The 16066-nt window shown below is 33.9% G+C and carries 14 protein-coding genes and 7 pseudogenes; 16 read left to right on the forward strand and 5 right to left on the reverse strand.

Annotation, left to right across the window (positions count from 1 at the left end; all coding sequences use genetic code 11):
- The 5 genes and pseudogenes from KFO35_RS11350 to KFO35_RS11370 all read right to left on the reverse strand — a co-directional run.
- Nucleotides 1-72: pseudogene (locus tag KFO35_RS11350) on the reverse strand (IS6 family transposase); the annotation flags it as partial.
- 512 nt (nucleotides 73-584) lie between these two features.
- Entirely contained in the window at nucleotides 585-902 is a 318-nt protein-coding gene (locus KFO35_RS11355) for a type II toxin-antitoxin system RelE/ParE family toxin (protein WP_002290394.1), read from the reverse strand.
- The gene (locus KFO35_RS11360) at nucleotides 903-1157 is read right to left on the reverse strand and encodes an AbrB/MazE/SpoVT family DNA-binding domain-containing protein (protein ID WP_002290397.1); all 255 of its coding nucleotides are present in this window, start codon (nucleotides 1155-1157) and stop codon (nucleotides 903-905) included.
- A 259-nt stretch (nucleotides 1158-1416) separates the two neighbouring features.
- Nucleotides 1417-1641: pseudogene (locus KFO35_RS14345) on the reverse strand (type II toxin-antitoxin system RelE/ParE family toxin).
- A gap of 553 nt (nucleotides 1642-2194) precedes the next feature.
- A pseudogene (locus KFO35_RS11370) lies at nucleotides 2195-2281 on the reverse strand (single-stranded DNA-binding protein); the annotation flags it as partial.
- A gap of 1165 nt (nucleotides 2282-3446) precedes the next feature.
- Between KFO35_RS11370 and KFO35_RS11375 the strand changes: the two are divergent.
- From KFO35_RS11375 to KFO35_RS11455, 16 genes and pseudogenes are all read left to right on the forward strand, one after another.
- Entirely contained in the window at nucleotides 3447-4487 is a 1041-nt protein-coding gene (locus KFO35_RS11375) for a replication initiator protein A (protein ID WP_002295675.1), read from the forward strand.
- An 824-nt stretch (nucleotides 4488-5311) separates the two neighbouring features.
- The gene (gene traE / locus KFO35_RS11380) at nucleotides 5312-5644 is read left to right on the forward strand and encodes a type IV conjugative transfer system protein TraE (RefSeq protein ID WP_002322486.1); all 333 of its coding nucleotides are present in this window, start codon (nucleotides 5312-5314) and stop codon (nucleotides 5642-5644) included.
- A gap of 618 nt (nucleotides 5645-6262) precedes the next feature.
- Nucleotides 6263-6604: pseudogene (locus KFO35_RS14225) on the forward strand (DUF5406 family protein).
- 18 nt (nucleotides 6605-6622) lie between these two features.
- A complete protein-coding gene (locus KFO35_RS14350) occupies nucleotides 6623-6745 on the forward strand; it encodes a YosH family protein (protein ID WP_002293478.1) in 123 nt (40 codons plus the stop codon).
- Between the two features lie 25 nt (nucleotides 6746-6770).
- Entirely contained in the window at nucleotides 6771-7010 is a 240-nt protein-coding gene (locus KFO35_RS11395) for a hypothetical protein (protein WP_002316050.1), read from the forward strand.
- A 65-nt stretch (nucleotides 7011-7075) separates the two neighbouring features.
- Nucleotides 7076-7314 (forward strand): annotated as a pseudogene (locus tag KFO35_RS11400) (hypothetical protein).
- 354 nt (nucleotides 7315-7668) lie between these two features.
- Nucleotides 7669-8318, forward strand: a pseudogene (locus KFO35_RS11410) (EpaQ family protein).
- 81 nt (nucleotides 8319-8399) lie between these two features.
- Complete coding sequence (locus KFO35_RS11415) at nucleotides 8400-9071, forward strand: class A sortase (protein ID WP_002293485.1); 672 nt, start codon at nucleotides 8400-8402, stop codon at nucleotides 9069-9071.
- A gap of 52 nt (nucleotides 9072-9123) precedes the next feature.
- Nucleotides 9124-11100: a pilin N-terminal domain-containing protein gene (locus KFO35_RS11420; RefSeq protein WP_024634921.1), complete on the forward strand. Its 1977-nt coding sequence runs from the start codon at nucleotides 9124-9126 to the stop codon at nucleotides 11098-11100.
- A gap of 14 nt (nucleotides 11101-11114) precedes the next feature.
- Nucleotides 11115-11867 carry a class C sortase gene (locus KFO35_RS11425; protein ID WP_002293487.1) on the forward strand — a complete coding sequence of 251 codons (753 nt, stop codon included), beginning with the start codon at nucleotides 11115-11117 and terminating at the stop codon, nucleotides 11865-11867.
- A 15-nt stretch (nucleotides 11868-11882) separates the two neighbouring features.
- A complete protein-coding gene (locus tag KFO35_RS11430) occupies nucleotides 11883-12638 on the forward strand; it encodes a pilin N-terminal domain-containing protein (RefSeq protein WP_024634922.1) in 756 nt (251 codons plus the stop codon).
- 12 nt (nucleotides 12639-12650) lie between these two features.
- The gene (locus tag KFO35_RS11435) at nucleotides 12651-12911 is read left to right on the forward strand and encodes a hypothetical protein (RefSeq protein ID WP_002314405.1); all 261 of its coding nucleotides are present in this window, start codon (nucleotides 12651-12653) and stop codon (nucleotides 12909-12911) included.
- Nucleotides 12908-15006: pseudogene (locus tag KFO35_RS11440) on the forward strand (isopeptide-forming domain-containing fimbrial protein). The gene KFO35_RS11435 and the pseudogene KFO35_RS11440 overlap by 4 nt, the downstream one beginning before the upstream one ends.
- 26 nt (nucleotides 15007-15032) lie before the next feature.
- Nucleotides 15033-15497: a hypothetical protein gene (locus KFO35_RS11445; protein ID WP_002310966.1), complete on the forward strand. Its 465-nt coding sequence runs from the start codon at nucleotides 15033-15035 to the stop codon at nucleotides 15495-15497.
- Nucleotides 15494-15736, forward strand: a complete 243-nt coding sequence (locus tag KFO35_RS11450) for a DUF5415 family protein (protein WP_002305229.1) — start codon at nucleotides 15494-15496, stop codon at nucleotides 15734-15736. Before KFO35_RS11445 ends, KFO35_RS11450 begins: the two co-directional genes overlap by 4 nt.
- A gap of 17 nt (nucleotides 15737-15753) precedes the next feature.
- Nucleotides 15754-16056 carry a hypothetical protein gene (locus tag KFO35_RS11455; RefSeq protein WP_002295662.1) on the forward strand — a complete coding sequence of 101 codons (303 nt, stop codon included), beginning with the start codon at nucleotides 15754-15756 and terminating at the stop codon, nucleotides 16054-16056.
- Nucleotides 16057-16066: the final 10 nt, after the last annotated feature.

Below are 16066 nucleotides of genomic sequence, written 5' to 3' on the forward strand. Positions count from 1 at the left end.
ATAACGAAGATAGTAGCCCACGGCTACAATAATCACATCCTGCTGAAATTGCTTTCCTTTAAAATGATTCATCGTCATTCCTCCTGCTATCTTTTTCTATTATTCTACCTTATTTGATAGTAGATTTAAAACTTTGCAACAGAACCTATATTTTCATGTACCAATATAATATTTAAGAAGTTTCCCATAGATATATTGGACTTCCTCTTTTAAAACACAAAAATAAATACTACCTTATTTAGGTAGTATTTATTAAAAGTTACGTCAATTTTGATTAAAAATATACTACTTGAACCTCTCATGAGTAAAGTCACGAAATTTTTGGGAATAGAGCGTACTTGATATCTTATTTTTTCACTAATAGCAGTGTCTCTTATTCACCAAGCGATCCCCGTAGTTCCTACGGTTCTTAATTTTTCTCTAGACTAATGATTGTATCTTTAGACCTTCGGCCATAACATGGAGCAAAATAAAAAGGTACTAAGTCTTATATATCAATCTTCGAGTAACCGACGGTTAACAACCATATCGAGCGGCATTAATCACCCACCTGTAGAGGATGAGCGACTTTTGCCTAATTATTGTTAAAAGCCTAGTTTCATTTGTTTAGATTGGAAAATACGTCCTACAAGTATCTCTTTTTTTTCATGGTCGATCCGATAAAATAAGGCATAGCTTTTGCCGATCACGATCCGATATGTTGGGATATCCATTCCATAGATTTCGGAAACTTCCTCATGCATAGTTGGAAAATTTTTGGTTAGTTCTAAAGCCTTCTGGATCGCACCTACAAATCTTTTTATGCTGGCTGGAGACAGAGCAAGCTCATTTTCCCATTCTTCTATTATCGTTTCAAGGCTGGTCTGGAAACTTTTAGAATAAACTAGCGTGTACTCTTTCATCTATTCACTCCAGCCGTATTTTCCGAAAGCTTTTACCATTTCAATTTCTGAAACTGTTAAACCTTTCTCAAAGTCTTGGAAACTTTCTTCAATCAATTTGCGATCGTGTTCTTTTGCTATTTGAGTAGTATCTAATATGAATAAGTTGCCTTCTTGTTTGGCTTGGATAGTGTCTCCGCTTTTTAATCCAAGAGAGCTTGGAAGGATCACTCCCACGCTATTGCCGATCTTTCTAACCTTTAGTTCTTTTCCCATGTTATCACACTCCTTTTAGTTTTTGATGAATAAATTATAACATGTTATAACAACAATTGCCAACGGTGTTTCTTAAGGGATTCCACTCCATATTATTATTGGACAAAATAAGCCACTTAGAACGCTGAAAACATATACAAACGATATCAAAATACGAGTGAACTACTCACCATACACTTCCGTTAACATCCATTTAAGTAGGTATTTTTATTATATATAGATTTAACATATGTCGGTCGGTTGATTGATATAGCTAAAGTTATAACTCAACCGAAGCCGATTCATCTACACGAATAAAGTTGCGAGTGTTCTCGGCTAATTCATAAAAATTGTTATGTGTTCCATATAGCAATACTGGAATAACTTTATTTTCTTGAATCTCATAAGCAACTCTATACACGGTGACCGCATACTTAAATCCATTAGACCAATTACCTGATAAACCTCCAGTTTTTTGCTCTTACTTAAATGGATCAATGGCAATTTCATCACAAACCTATAGAGGATGAGTGACTTCTGCCTAATTACGTTAAAAAATATTGAAAGTAACTCTATTTAGCAAAAAATATCTAGAATTTCATTTCCTCAAAACTGATCGATATTGTATCTAAAAATATATACTACCTAAAATAGGTAGTATATATTAAAATATGTGCTTTTGTTAGAAAAATCAATACATAAATTATCATATCTGTATATGTCATTTAGGTATTTCAGTTATGTTATAATAGTTTTGCTGTCTGCTACCCCGGCCTAATCTGTCAAGGGGAGGAGGAGATATAATGAAATACCTTTTTGATTTTGTTTTTGCAATCAAGCCATTTGCAGAGGTAACTGCACACTACATCTGCAAGTGGCTTGATTGCAAAATTGCCAAAAAAGACAGTAAGCCTACCCGTTAATTCTATAATATAGAAACGTAAAAAAAACCCCATCAGCCTGCACGCTGATGGGGTTTGGTGATATAATGAAATACCTCTTTGTTACTCATAATTATACCATAATTAGTCACGAATGCAACCAATAGAAAAAAATACTTAGAACGGTAGATCATCGCTAATAACAATGCATTGTCCACCAAATGGATTTTGTGAAGCATTAAATACATTGTTATTAATTGTCGCTGCTTTTAACTAGGCCTCTCCCCTTCTATTATAAAAGAAGATATATATTATTTCTTAATTACCTACTACCTTAAACCAAAATTTAAGTACTACCTAATTTAAGTAGTACTTAAATAATCTAAAAAATAGTTATCCCAATTGTTATGCTTTTATAATACGATTATTTGTAACAAAATGAATATTATATAATTAAGCACTACCATATTTAGGTAGTGTTTAATTATTAGCAAAACAAAAAATATTTATTCTATTCTCTTAACTTCAACTAAGTTATGCTGCACACCTTTATATAAATCATATGCAACTCATTAGCTAGACAAACTACAAGCATGTAGTTTTATCTGTTAATTATGTACTACCTAAATAAATTAGTTTATAATTAACAAGTATATATATTTAAAAATTTAAGATTAATTTTTTTATGACTTGTACAAATTTATCTGATATTCTCTTATTAAGAACTACCTAATTTGGGTAGTTCTTATTTTTTACATTTTAAGTAGTATTTAATTGCAATTTGGTAGTATTTTTTTATTATCTTATTCCTAGAACGGTAGTACTTAATATAAATATAGGTAGTATCTAATTTAAGTATTAATGGTAGTATCTAATTTAACAGGTAGTATGTAACTACTTTAAAGTAATTTTTTTCAGATTAACACAGTAGTATCTTATTAAATAAGTTAATTTTAATGGTAGTACATAATTATTATATATATCTGACATTGGTAGTACTTATTGTATTTTTTAGTAGTATATAATCTATTGTTTTCTAGCCTAAAGCCTTGTCTTATAAGAATAATATAATATATACTACTGAAATAAGGTAGTATATATCACTAGTAATGGTAGTATGTTTTATATGCATAAGGTAGTTCTTAATTTATTTTTTGTTTTGACACTGGTAGTACTTAATTATCTTTAATTTTAAAACTAAATTTTATTCATACGTTCTTCTGGTAGTATTTAATTATAAATAATATTTATTTAAAGTAGTTCTTAATGACTTTAAAGGTAGTACATAATTCATTTTATTTCTGATTTTAGGTAGTATTTAATTAAAAAACAGTTTTAATGCGTTTGCATTTTTTATTTATCTTTGCTATTTTCGAAAAGAGTAGGTAATTTTACATAAATAAAACAACGTGAAAGTAGAGGATCTACAATGACTGATTTTAATTTTTTTAAGGCGGATAGAGTTTACAACGAATTATTTTATCAATTTCCAAAAGTCTTTATTGTTTCTGACGAATACAAAAAAATGAAAGATTCAACTAAGATTGCCTATATGCTTTTAAAAGCAAGATTAGAGATCGCAATCAGCAAACGGCAAATCGATGAAGAAGGTAATGTTTATTTTACTTATACGACAAATGAACTATGTAGCGTATTAAACTGCCAAAAACAAAAAGCGATAGCAATCAAAAAAGAGTTGGAATCCTTTGGTTTATTATTACAAAAGCAGATGGGATTTAACAAACAGTTAGGGAAAAATAATCCTAATAGACTATATCTAGCAGAATTAAAAGTCTCAGAAAATGATATCTACTTACTCGAAAAATTTGATAGAGAGAATAGGGAAAACGTTGATAAATCAGAGGGTATGAAAATCATACCCACCCTCGACGAAAAATCAGACGCTGAATCCCTTGGGGCTCAAGAGGGTATGAAAATCATACCGTGCCAAAACGTTGATAAATCAGAGGGTATGAAAATCATACCAGAACTTAATAATAATATATTAGACACTAATAGACACAATATAGACACTGAAAAAGACCGCCTACAAGATCAATTGTTGTTAGACAATTTTGAGACAATTATGACAAACGACAGCATTGCTACGTTTGTCCCTGAACGAGTATTAAATTTGATAAAAACATTTTCTTCAAGTTACAGTGAAGCTCAAAAAACCGTCCAGACTATTCATAATGCAAAGAAAAAAGCTGAAATAGAAAGTGGTATTTCGATAGTTTTTGAAGAACTCGATAGTTATTATGTCAATGCAGAACAAGAATTATACACGACACTGTTAAAAGCCTATCAAAAATTAAAAACCGAAAAAGTCGAAAATATCCAGAACCTGATTTTTGTCTATGTAAAAAATTGGTTTATCGAAAAACCAATAGCTGCTAAAGTATCAAGTGAAAAACGTTTGAATTATGAAAGCTCCCCAAGCACTATTACGAAAGACTGGTTAGAGTGAAACTTTACTGACAAAGTGATTGTTGCTTCATGGAGTAACATTAAAATTAAAAATTTTTTATTATTCTAATTATATTACGAATATTACAAAATAATAGCTATTTTAATAGAATTTATAAGTTAAAATATTATGATAAAAATCACAAACGTAGCCTTTTACGTCATAAGTGTTAAAAGAAATAATTAATTTCAAATATAGAAAAGGGAACGTATGTTTGCATACTCCTTTTTTTTGAGTTATAATAATACGCGAAGAGAGATAATTTCATTATTTAAACAAGCTAAAAATCTTGATATTACTTCTTTTCAGGCAATACGAATATTATTCGCTTACATTTTTTTGTATAAATTTAATTGTCTGCTATGCCTGTGATGAATTGATTTTCGTTCTGCACTTTTGGACGATAAATTTGGACAATTGAAAATACAAAAAAAAGAAAGGCGGTATGAACTCGGAAGGCTGGTAATCTTCGTCAGCGTTCATACACGGCATTAAGATTTGGCCCTTAATGCGTTAACCTTTCAGTGTTACGGTATTACCCGCAACGGATTTAGTATAACAGATATTCAAAAGTGATACCACTTTTTTTGGCTGTGTTAAGGTTAAAAATACGTGATATTACGATGAATCTATGCCTAAGCATAATGTTATAAAAATGTCCGTGTGGCTCTTTGCCGTATGACGAACGCTGAAATTAGAGGGAACGCATGTTTGGATGCGTTCCCTCTTTTTTGTTTGTCATGAACGAAAATCAATTCTCTATTTTTGAAAAATAACAAGAAAAACTTGTTAAAAATATTTAAAGAAATTGGGTGGTTTATTTTATGTCATATACAGGAATTTTGAGTCTCAAAGATATTTGTCACTACGGTAAACGGTGTACCGCTACAGAGAAAATCACGAAGAAACTATCAACTGGCCAAAGTAAAACCGTTGTGCAGTGTAAGAAATATATAATCCAGAAAGACAAAGTCTCAGAGGAAATGATTTATTACATTGGGAAACAAAAGCAAATAATTTTAAAAGATCCTATCCCCTTAAAAGAGCTATATCCAACAATCAAACATGTTTATGACCAAAACGGTGTACTGATTGGTCGAAGAAAAAATGGAGTCTTGCGTTGTACCGCAAAAGGGATGGGGCGTTTGATCAGCTGAATTGATCATTCTCATAACTTGTATTTTATCGTTTTTCGCTTGCTTGAAAATATTGTCGAGACTTCTAAAGGAACTTAGAGTCACTAGAAAAATAAGGAGTAGACTTGATCTATCAACAATTCCCTTCGGGGAGTGACGGGGTAGGTTTTAACGATTGGTAACGTAAAAAATTGGTCAATCGAGTAAATGCGCTTGTTTGGATAGTGGTGAAATGAATTTGTGTAAATAATAAGCGCAGAGTAAACAAGAGGGAATTTAGAAGTTAGACAAGTTAGAATAGCGTCTAGATTAATCATGAGCAGCTACTAAGGGATCTAGACTTTAACGCAAACTCATGGAATAAGGAGTAGGTCTTCTCGTAATGGGGAGGACGCACAAGAAATTGTGTCGTGTGCTGCAGTACATGTAGATACTTGCGAGGACGTTGATTATTGGATCAATCGAGCATTTACCGCTGTCTACTAGGGTTTCTCGTTTCGGACGCCATAAACGAGTCGAAATTTTTTATGTATTTTTAAGTAAACGAAAAACGATAAAATATGAACAAGTCCTGAATAAAGTGAAAAAATTGATATAAAACATAGAGAAAATGAAATTTACGTAATGGAGGAATGACAAATGAAAAATTATGATCCGAATATACGATTGGGCACACATACTATTAAGGTTTCTTTCCAACGTTGGGATTACAAAGGATTTGTGACGTTTAGAAGAGGCGGAAATTGTAAAGGATTAGATGTTTTAGCATTAGACGAGGATGATTTATACGATTAAACATTGACTGATAATCCAATTGGATTCGGCTTGCTACCTGAAGATGATGAAGGCGATGAGTGGTTTAAAATGACGCTTACGAACGACAAAGGAGACGAATTGTCTGTAGAAGATACCTGGTCATATTTGAGTGATTATATTGTCAGTGTTGAAATCATTGACTTTGTAGCGGATAAAGAAGAATAAAAATTGGAGGAATAGATCATGAAATTTTTCGAAGTAAAATCACCATGCTATTATGCGTTAATCGCAGAAAATAATGAAGAAGAATGTGCAGAAATTACGACGAATAATAAAAAGCTAGTATTATCATTAGACATCGAGTAAAGAATTTATTTAGGAGGCAAATTAGATGGCGCGACCAGTTTTAGATGCGATGGATATGGATACTTTGACAAAAGGAAGGTATGTACAGCTGTTAGCTCGTAGTTATTCACCTAAAGATGTATTTAAAGCCTTATCCAAAGGAACAGATATGGAAAAAGAAAGATTACGAAAAGAGTTTGATTATTGGAGAACCTATAATGGAATCAAGGATTTGAAACCAGCAAGGCCAGTAGTTAAAAGAAAGAAAAAGATAACCCAAGAGTGAAGTGTAGAGCGTATGTGATCATAGGCTTTTTTATTTTTATCAAAACAAGGAAGGTAGGAAAACTCATGAATTGTAAAGAAATCGAAAATAGAAAAAAGTGTCGAAAGAAATGGAAGAAAAGTTACTAAAAACGATGAAACAAAAACACCTTAAAAGGTTATCTGTCATGCAATATATCAGTGACATGCAGATAACAGGAAAGGAGAAAGCCTGTCTATTGGGATCAATGAAAAATTTTGAACAGTTGAGACGAACTTATGTGAAAATAAGATCTAATTGCCAACTATTATTAGAAGTTTCTTGACGATTATGATATGAAAATGATCAATTATGATGTGGCATTGTTATTGAATAAAAAGAATAGTAAAATTTAACGTGGTTTATCTTGGTTAGATGTAGTTAAATTAATTCAAATATAGAAGGTAGATAGATGAATAAAAACAATAAAACTTTATTTAATCCTTACATGGGCGTAATCATTGTTTTTCTCCTTTTTAGTTATTTTGCTTATCAAGGTTATCTAAAGGACAAAATCGCTGAAAAAGTAGATGGTGTAACAAAAACAATCCATATTCAGGAACAAGCTAAAACCTATCAAGATAATTTAACCAGTTTAACGGATATTTGGATCAATACAAATACGATAGGTAGTTCTTTAATGACATTAGCTCTTCTTATCACAGGATTTGCTAGTTCATTTGGAAAATGGTACATGCGATTGCTATCATTACCAGCGTTGATTCTTGCTGGGGCAACGATTTGGGTTTGCCAATCGAAAGCAGCATTATACGCGCTTGTTATCTTCGTTATCCTAGAAATTTTACCTAAGAAGATTTTTCGAAACACACACTTGTCCTTTTGGATGTATGCAGCAGTTTCGGTTCTAGCTTTACCGATTTCTTATTTTGCTGCAATGTCAGACAAAGTTCATTTATTTACAGGACGAGAAGAAATTTGGCGCAAATTCTATGAAACATTAGGCGAAAAAACAGGACAAATATTTGTAGAGATGAACCTTTCTTTTTCCATATAGGAAATCAGATTCTAGGTAATCATAATACGTATCACGCACTCGTCAATCACTATGGATTGATTGGTTTTGCTCTATCGATTATTCTTTTGCTTAGTTTTTTATGGTTGCTCGTAAGAAAATGTGAGCTGACAAACGGACAACTAACATTCTTGTGGGCTTTTTTAGCGATCATGTGTCAATCATTCATGGAAGAAACATTAACTACAATCAGTTGGGTGCCAATTGTATTCTTAATGTTAGCAATGGCTACACACCAATATAAAACCACCAGGTAAATGAAATAGAATAGTAATAAGAGAAAACACTTTTTCGTTGTGAAAAAGTGTTTTTTGTTTTGTCTGAAAGGAGGCAGATGGATGAAAAAATGGTTATTTGGTTTTTTAGGAGTCGCTTTAATCGTCTTTTGCAGTGTGTTTGGCTATGTTAGCTACCAAAAACATGAAGGAGAGGTGTTTAAGCAAAATATAGAAAAAAAGATGCCCGTAGATCAAATCAATGCACACGCAAAGAGTTATAAGGAGGATGCAACGAACGTCAATAATGATATGTCTTTGGGTCAAATGTTGTCCATACAAAAAGAAGCAATCAAAATGGGCGTCAATAAACAAGTATTTGCACAAATTCAGATTCCTGCACTTGGTTTAGCATTTCCAATTTTTAAAGGGGCAAATCAATACACTTTGAGTCTTGGAGCGGCTACTTATTTTTATGAAGATGCCGAAATGGGCAAAGGAAACTATGTCCTAGCAGGTCATAACATGGAAATGCCAGGGGTTTTATTTTCTGATATTCAAAAGTTGTCATTAGGGGAGGTGATGGACTTAGTTAGTAACGATGGCGTCTATCGTTACAAGGTAACGCGTAAATTTATCGTACCTGAGTACTTTAAATTAATCGATGGCGTTCCTGAAGAGAACTCTTTCTTGTCTTTGCCAAAGAAAGGAGAGAAACCCTTATTAACGTTGTTTACTTGTGTTTATACGTCACAAGGAAAAGAAAGATACGTGGTACAGGGAGAGCTACAATAACAAGGTTTTAATCAACGCGAGTCGTTGAAATATGAAATGAGGAGATAAAAAAATGGCAATAAATCGGTATGTAAAAAAAGCTGGAATGCTTGTTGGAATGTTAGGAATCATTGCAAGCTGCTTTCAGGGGTATCAAGCATATGCAGAAGATGTCACACAAAAAACGCCACCAGAGAAGGTCAATATCACGGTTCATAAATTAATGTACGATCAAGGAACGCAATTGAATGTTGATATTGACGGGATCAAAAACGATGGTTATACGCACGATCAATATCCTACAGGTGTAACGAAATACAACAAGGCAGATTATGGTGATGTTGAGTTTACGTTAGGAAATATTACGGATCAAGTATTACCGACTGAAGATTCTGATCTAACCAACGCGAAAGTGGACGAAATCGTTAAAGATGTAGAAGACAAGGGATCTAACAGTGAGTACGTCAAGAATGCAACCAATAAAATTACTTCAGCTGTAGATGAAAATGGTGAGATCACTTTTGCTGATCAACCAGCCTATGTCAATTCCAAAGGGAATGTATATGTGGTTTATGAAAGTAAATCCGCTGCTGGATTAGTCACACAAAAAGCAAAACCAATGGTTGTGATTGCGCCAATGACTGATAATACAGGTTCAGGTTTTTTAAAAGACATTCACTTATATCCTAAAAATATTGTTTCTAAGTTGAGTTTTGAATTAACGAAATTTGGTGACGATGGCACAGCTCAAAGCAAACAAACACCTTTAAAAGGGGCAAAATTTGAGTTATACAAGGGCGAACCTGGAAAAGGAACAAAATTAGGAGATCTTGTATCGGATGATCAAGGAAAGCTGACTGCTACTGATTTGACGTTAGGAAAATACTATTTTGTGGAAGTTCCTTCAGAAGTTGTAGTGGGATCAGATAAAGAACCAACAGCAGATCAATATTTATTAGGCGCAGACGCTCGCAACGATGCGCACAATAAATTAACCTTTGAAATTACGAATGATGGCGTGACAAGTGACTTAAAAGCTTCATACGTAAACTATAAAGCACCAGTGATCGATAAAACAGTAACAAATGGAACAGGACAAGAACATTCTTTCCAAATTGGTGACGCAGTAAATTATCAAGGAACGATTCATATCCCAACAGACATTGCAGGCGGAGCAGGCGGTATCACAGTAAACGGAGTGAAAAGCGAAACTTCTCCTTACAGTGTATTTAAATGGGGGGATATAGCAGGACAAGGACTTTCTTATGTCGCTGCTAAAGCAAATATCAAAGTAACAAATAAAGATGGATCTGTGGTATTAAAAGAAAATACAGATTATAAAATCCAAAATTCAGAAAATGGCTTTGTGATCGATTTTATCGTGAATAATGGCCAAGTAAGTGATACTGTAGCAAGTTTACACGGACAAGATCTTCAAATGACTTATAACATGTATGTAAATGACAGCGCAGCTGTTGCCAATCCATTAACAAATAGCGTGGATTTCGTTTATAACAACAATCCATTTAATCAGGAAGAACACCACGAAAAAACGAAAGCTGACGTTGTGACTTATGGTGCAAAATTCTTAAAAGTCGATAGCGGACTATTTGGAACAGGAATCAAAGCAACACCGCTTGAAGGCGCAGAATTTGCTGCTAAAAACGCAGAAGGAAAATATTATGGTGGATTAGTTGATACGGATAAAGACGGTGTCAAAGAAGCAGTATGGGTAGACGATGTAGCAAATGCAGCGATCCTAAAATCAGATAAAGAAGGTCACTTTGAAATCACTGGTTTAACTGAAGGTGAATATTCACTGGAAGAAACAAAAGCGCCTGAAAACTATCAAAAATTAACGAAAGAGATCTCTTTCAAAGTAGACAAAGATTCATACAAAGAAGAAAACCGAATCACGATCAAAAACAATCAAAAAGCTTCCGTACCAATGACCGGTAGCAACGGTTTTCAAACGTATGTATTAATCTCTTGCTTGTTGCTAGGAGCAGGGGCACTTTCTGCAGTTGTTTACTTTAAGAAGAAAGCCTAGAAGGATCAAAACCAATGATTATCAGGAAGCCTAAGAAAAAGCGAATCATGGGTAAATGGATCATTGCTTTCTGGTTACTTTCAGCTGTAGGTGTCTTACTTTTGATGCCTGCTGAAGCGAGCGTGGCGAAATACCAACAAAATCAGCAGATTGCCGCAATCGATCGAACAGGAACGGCAGCAGAAACGGATTCTTCTTTGGATGTTGCTAAGATTGAGTTAGGCGATCCTGTTGGTATTCTTACAATTCCAAGTATTTCTTTAAAACTACCAATTTATGACGGAACGTCCGACAAAATTTTAGAAAATGGTGTAGGTATTACGGAAGGAACTGGTGATATTACAGGAGGAAACGGTAAAAATCCTTTAATCGCAGGTCATAGTGGACTTTATAAAGATAATCTTTTTGATGATTTACCTTCAGTAAAAAAGGGAGAAAAGTTTTATATCAAAGTTGATGGTGAGCAGCACGCTTATCAAATCGATCGGATTGAGGAAGTGCAAAAAGACGAACTACAAAGAAACTTTGTCACTTACTTAGAACCAAATCCCAATGAAGATCGAGTAACGCTAATGACATGTACGCCTAAGGGGATCAACACACACCGTTTTCTAGTGTATGGGAAGCGAGTAACCTTTACAAAATCAGAATTAAAAGATGAAGAAAATAAGAAACAAAAATTATCTTGGAAATGGCTTTTAGGAAGTACTGTTTTTCTTTCAGTCATGATCATTGGTTCGCTATTTGTTTATAAAAAGAAAAAATAAAGGAGGGTAACCAACATGAGAAATAGAAAATGGCTATTTGTTTGTGCAGCCACTCTTTTTTCTTTCACTGCCTACACACAGTTGACGTTTGCAGACAGACAAGAAAGCACGGATAGCACAGAACAAACAATCCAAACGTCAGATAGCAGCACGATTCAAAGCAGCGATGAAACCGTCGATTCGTCAACAGTTGATTCTTCAGAAGAACCTAAAATTGCTGAAGACGATCAAATAGTCAAACAGACCATTCACGTTCAAAAGATTATTTCTTCAGAACAATTAGACAACCAGGGGCATGAAAAACAAGAAGGAGTAAATGGCGCGAAGTTTTCTGTTTATGATGTATCGGACATTTTACAAAAGATGGATGTTAAGGATCTCACTACTGACCAAATTGAATCCCAATTAAAAGATCGAGTGAAAAAACTATCCAGTGATCAATTGAAGCTAGTTTCTAATGGAGAAACAAAGACAATTGATCAACAAACAGGTGTCTTTGAATTCTCGGTAGAAGTACAGGCAAATCAGAAACAAGCTTATTATATTGTCAATGAATCAAGTCCTGAAAACATTTCTAATAGCGAGGATATTTTGCTATTAACACCTGTTTCTGATAAAAACGGTGAATTCTTAAAGGATGTGTGGATCTATCCTAAATCAGAAGCTTCGCAACCTAAAGAAGAAGTAAAAAAAATCGTTTCTACTGGCGTAAAGAAAAACTTCTTTGAGAATTGTTGGGATTTTGTTACTCACTTGTTTTCTAGAGATTAAGGAAGAAATAAAATGAAACTGATCAAATTATTATTATTCAATCTTTCTTGTTTAACCGCAGTCTTTTTGTACTGCGGTTTATTATTTTCTAAACTATCTATTTTGCCAAGCTACCAACTATACCTAATGAGGATTTTAAACATACCAGCTGCTTCCATGCCGCTAGATATTATGGAAAAGCTCATTAGGAATCCATTATTTACTACGATCAATTTGATCGTTATTGTCGGAATTTCACTAGTCATTTATAAAAAAGAGGGGATGAAGGGATGAATTTTAAACACTCGTGGACAAGACGGTTAAAATATGTTTTTCCCATAATGATGATGTTAGGTACATTGTTTGGGTTAAAAACAGCCAATGTATTTGCTGAAAAAGTTATTGTCGATCCGTCAAATCCAATCCAGAACGTAAAGAATAATTTTATTATTCCAAAAGATGTTCCTAATGCAAAAACAAATATTACTGTAAACGGAGCGTCAAAAGTTTACAAATATCATGTTGATGCCAACAAAGGTGGTTTTACAGACGACTACGTAGGATTAGTGGAGGGAAACAAAAATATACGCTATCCTTCTTTCCAAAAAGAATACGGTGAAACAAACCTTGTTTTAGAAGGCGTAACAACCAACACCAAAGTCAATATTGACTATGGAAAAATCGGTACGTATAACGGGAAAAAAGTCAATATCAAGCTAGTTCTATCTAATATTCACTTATACTCGGATACGTTGCCGTGGAATCTACTAGATAACAACTATACAAAAACTCATTTTCGAGACGATGGCTATAAAAATACGAATGGTGCAATGAGTAAATCTAAAAAAAGAACAGTACTTTGGATCTCAGACAATCTTTTCTCAGGAATTGTTTACCATTCAACACAAATGAATGTGCAGCTAGTAGCCACATATGAGGACGGTAGCCCCGTTCAATTTTCAGGAGATACATTTATCAGTTTTAACTCTTTGAACCCTGCAGGAGGAAAAAGCACGGATCTTAAAGGAGAATATGCCCACTATGACAAAATGAATACGACAGATTGGTATGTCAGAAAAGATACGGTTCTTTCAGAATTTAAATCTTTCTACAACAATCTGAACGTGGTAGGTGGCCACCCAGGAGGAAGCTCTAAGCTGACACAAGCGGATAATGATTTCAATAATTTGCATGATAAATTAGGAGATCCGAAGTTTGGTCAAGGTACTGTGTCCTTTAAAATATCTGAAGCAAATCCGACGTTTGTGATTGGTTCTTCTAATGTTCAAACCTGGTTTACTTTATCTTCTGCGACAATCTTTAGTGTTGTTCCTGATCAACCTGAAAAAACAGGGGTTGATAAAAATGGAAATAACGTGAACGATAAAATGTTGCAAGTAGGAGACACGATTCAATATCGAATCAAACAGAAGGTGAATCGATTAGGAGTGGATTTACTAGCGGTTTACGATCGATTTGAGTTAATCGATAATTTACCAAAAGAAGTAAATTACGTCGATGCACACGTTGAAAGTGGTACAAATAAAAAATTCGATGTATCTGGTGAAGTGACCTATGACAAAACAAAACACCAGGTAAAATATGCAGCGAAAGCTGATACATTAAAAAATCGAATGAAGTATAACGGCGAAACTTACGAATTAGTGATCAATGTAAAAGTCAATGAATTGGCCAATCAAAATAGTGTAGCCAAAAATCAGGGAACGTCGATCATTAATAAAGTAGAAAAGGATACAAATATCATTACCGTTTATTTCCCTAAAATTCCAGTGAAAGAAGTACAACAAAATGGAAAAGATGTAAACGGACGAAATGACGGTAAGAAGGGTACGCCGACAGCTCCTTTAAACGCAGGATCTGAAGTACAATATTACAATATCTAGTCACACAAAAATGGCACACAAAAGGCGTAGACGCTGCGTCAGATCACTACAAACAATTTAGTATTCAAGATCCAATTGAAGCTCGTTTGACATATAAAGAAGGTTCTGCGCAAGTAATAGATAAGAGTAAAGGAAAAGATATTACTTCTGAAGGCACACTAACCTATGATAGCAATTCAAGAACGCTGAAGTGGGAAGCTTCCGCTGACTTCTTAAGTAACAATCTTTTAGATGGACGAGAAATTCAGCTGATATTTACAGCTAAAACTCCATTACAATCAGAAAAAAATATTGATAACCAAGCCGTAGTAGCAGTAGATAATGTTTCTAATAAAACAAATGTTGTGACAATTGGGGTTGATCCTAACTTGCCACAGGTCATTGTTCCTAAAACAGGTTCTACACATTTAGTAACGATTTCAGCGGTCAGCTTAGTATTACTTGTGTTAGCAACTTTTAGTTATGCGGTTCTGAGATACATTTAAAATAAAAAAACGAAAGAATGAATAAAATGAAAAAGTTAATAATAGTAGTTACTTCCTTGATTGCCATGATTGTTATTTTAGTCGGATGTAGTAATGAAAAAAATAAACAAACTAATCAAGATAATGGCGTATTGAAATCAGGAACTATGTGGAAAGAAGAAGTAGGTGGTCTTGTTTATAATTTGAAAATTATAGACGAGACTACCTGGGAATACTCTGAGAGTGTATGGCATCCAGATCCTGTACAAATAACAGTCAAGAGGCAAAAAGACTATAAAGGTTTAGAAAGATACAAAATAGTAGATTCAGCTGGTGTTAGGGAATTTATAAACAAATCTGATTCTTTATTTATTGTTGTTCCCTATGAGAAGAATGGCGTAAAAAAAATAATTTTTCTTGGATCTAGCAAGGATGAAAAGCGAACGAAAGAGAAATTGATTCACGATGGATCACAATCCAATAAATATAAGTTACAAAAGACTAGCGAGTGATTGCTAGTCTTTTTATTTGTCCTGAAGGAGGAATCACAGTGGCAAAAGCTAAAACGCCATTTGAAAAAGCCGCGTCTAAAATCTTAGAACGCCGCGGTGTATCTGAAACACAGTGGAAACAAGAAGTCCTTGAAAAAGCACAATTTGACCTATTACGGGGAAAAGACAAGGACTTAGAAGGATATATCTATCAACGTGAACGTGAAAAGCTTGTTTTCGATGAAATTATTAAACACTAAAAGGAGCGAACAATTTTATGTTTGAATCAATTACAATGAATTTTTTAACACAACCGAAAGTAGTAGCTGCGGTTGATATTTTTAGAGCATTACAAACTGCCGCAACTAGTTTAAAAAACAATCTGATGATTTTTGCTGCTGCTGCGGCCGTTGCTTCCATTGTTATTGGGGGTCTTTTCTTCCTATTTGGACGAAGAGGAGCTGAAAATGGGAAGATGCACGTAGGCTATGTATTGATGGGGGTAGGAGTTATTTTAGCAGCAGCTTCTATTGTGGTTTCGTTATTTGGATTGTTTGGACAAACACCTCAAGGATTATAAGAAAGTAAAA

The organism is Enterococcus lactis (genome assembly GCF_015751045.1).
Taxonomy (GTDB): Bacteria; Bacillota; Bacilli; order Lactobacillales; family Enterococcaceae; genus Enterococcus_B; species Enterococcus_B lactis.

Excerpts from the sequence above, each read along its gene's own strand:
- KFO35_RS11420 (WP_024634921.1), top strand. The coding sequence starts at position 9,124 with ATGGCAATAAATCGGTATGTAAAAAAAGCTGGAATGCTTGTTGGAATG.
- traE (WP_002322486.1), top strand. The coding sequence starts at position 5,312 with ATGTCATATACAGGAATTTTGAGTCTCAAAGATATTTGTCACTACGGT.
- KFO35_RS11360 (WP_002290397.1), bottom strand. The coding sequence starts at position 1,157 with ATGGGAAAAGAACTAAAGGTTAGAAAGATCGGCAATAGCGTGGGAGTG.
- KFO35_RS11455 (WP_002295662.1), top strand. The coding sequence starts at position 15,754 with ATGTTTGAATCAATTACAATGAATTTTTTAACACAACCGAAAGTAGTA.
- KFO35_RS11425 (WP_002293487.1), top strand. The coding sequence starts at position 11,115 with ATGATTATCAGGAAGCCTAAGAAAAAGCGAATCATGGGTAAATGGATC.
- KFO35_RS14350 (WP_002293478.1), top strand. The coding sequence starts at position 6,623 with ATGAAATTTTTCGAAGTAAAATCACCATGCTATTATGCGTTAATCGCA.
- KFO35_RS11415 (WP_002293485.1), top strand. The coding sequence starts at position 8,400 with ATGAAAAAATGGTTATTTGGTTTTTTAGGAGTCGCTTTAATCGTCTTT.
- KFO35_RS11375 (WP_002295675.1), top strand. The coding sequence starts at position 3,447 with ATGACTGATTTTAATTTTTTTAAGGCGGATAGAGTTTACAACGAATTA.
- KFO35_RS11435 (WP_002314405.1), top strand. The coding sequence starts at position 12,651 with ATGAAACTGATCAAATTATTATTATTCAATCTTTCTTGTTTAACCGCA.
- KFO35_RS11395 (WP_002316050.1), top strand. The coding sequence starts at position 6,771 with ATGGCGCGACCAGTTTTAGATGCGATGGATATGGATACTTTGACAAAA.
- KFO35_RS11445 (WP_002310966.1), top strand. The coding sequence starts at position 15,033 with ATGAAAAAGTTAATAATAGTAGTTACTTCCTTGATTGCCATGATTGTT.
- KFO35_RS11355 (WP_002290394.1), bottom strand. The coding sequence starts at position 902 with ATGAAAGAGTACACGCTAGTTTATTCTAAAAGTTTCCAGACCAGCCTT.
- KFO35_RS11430 (WP_024634922.1), top strand. The coding sequence starts at position 11,883 with ATGAGAAATAGAAAATGGCTATTTGTTTGTGCAGCCACTCTTTTTTCT.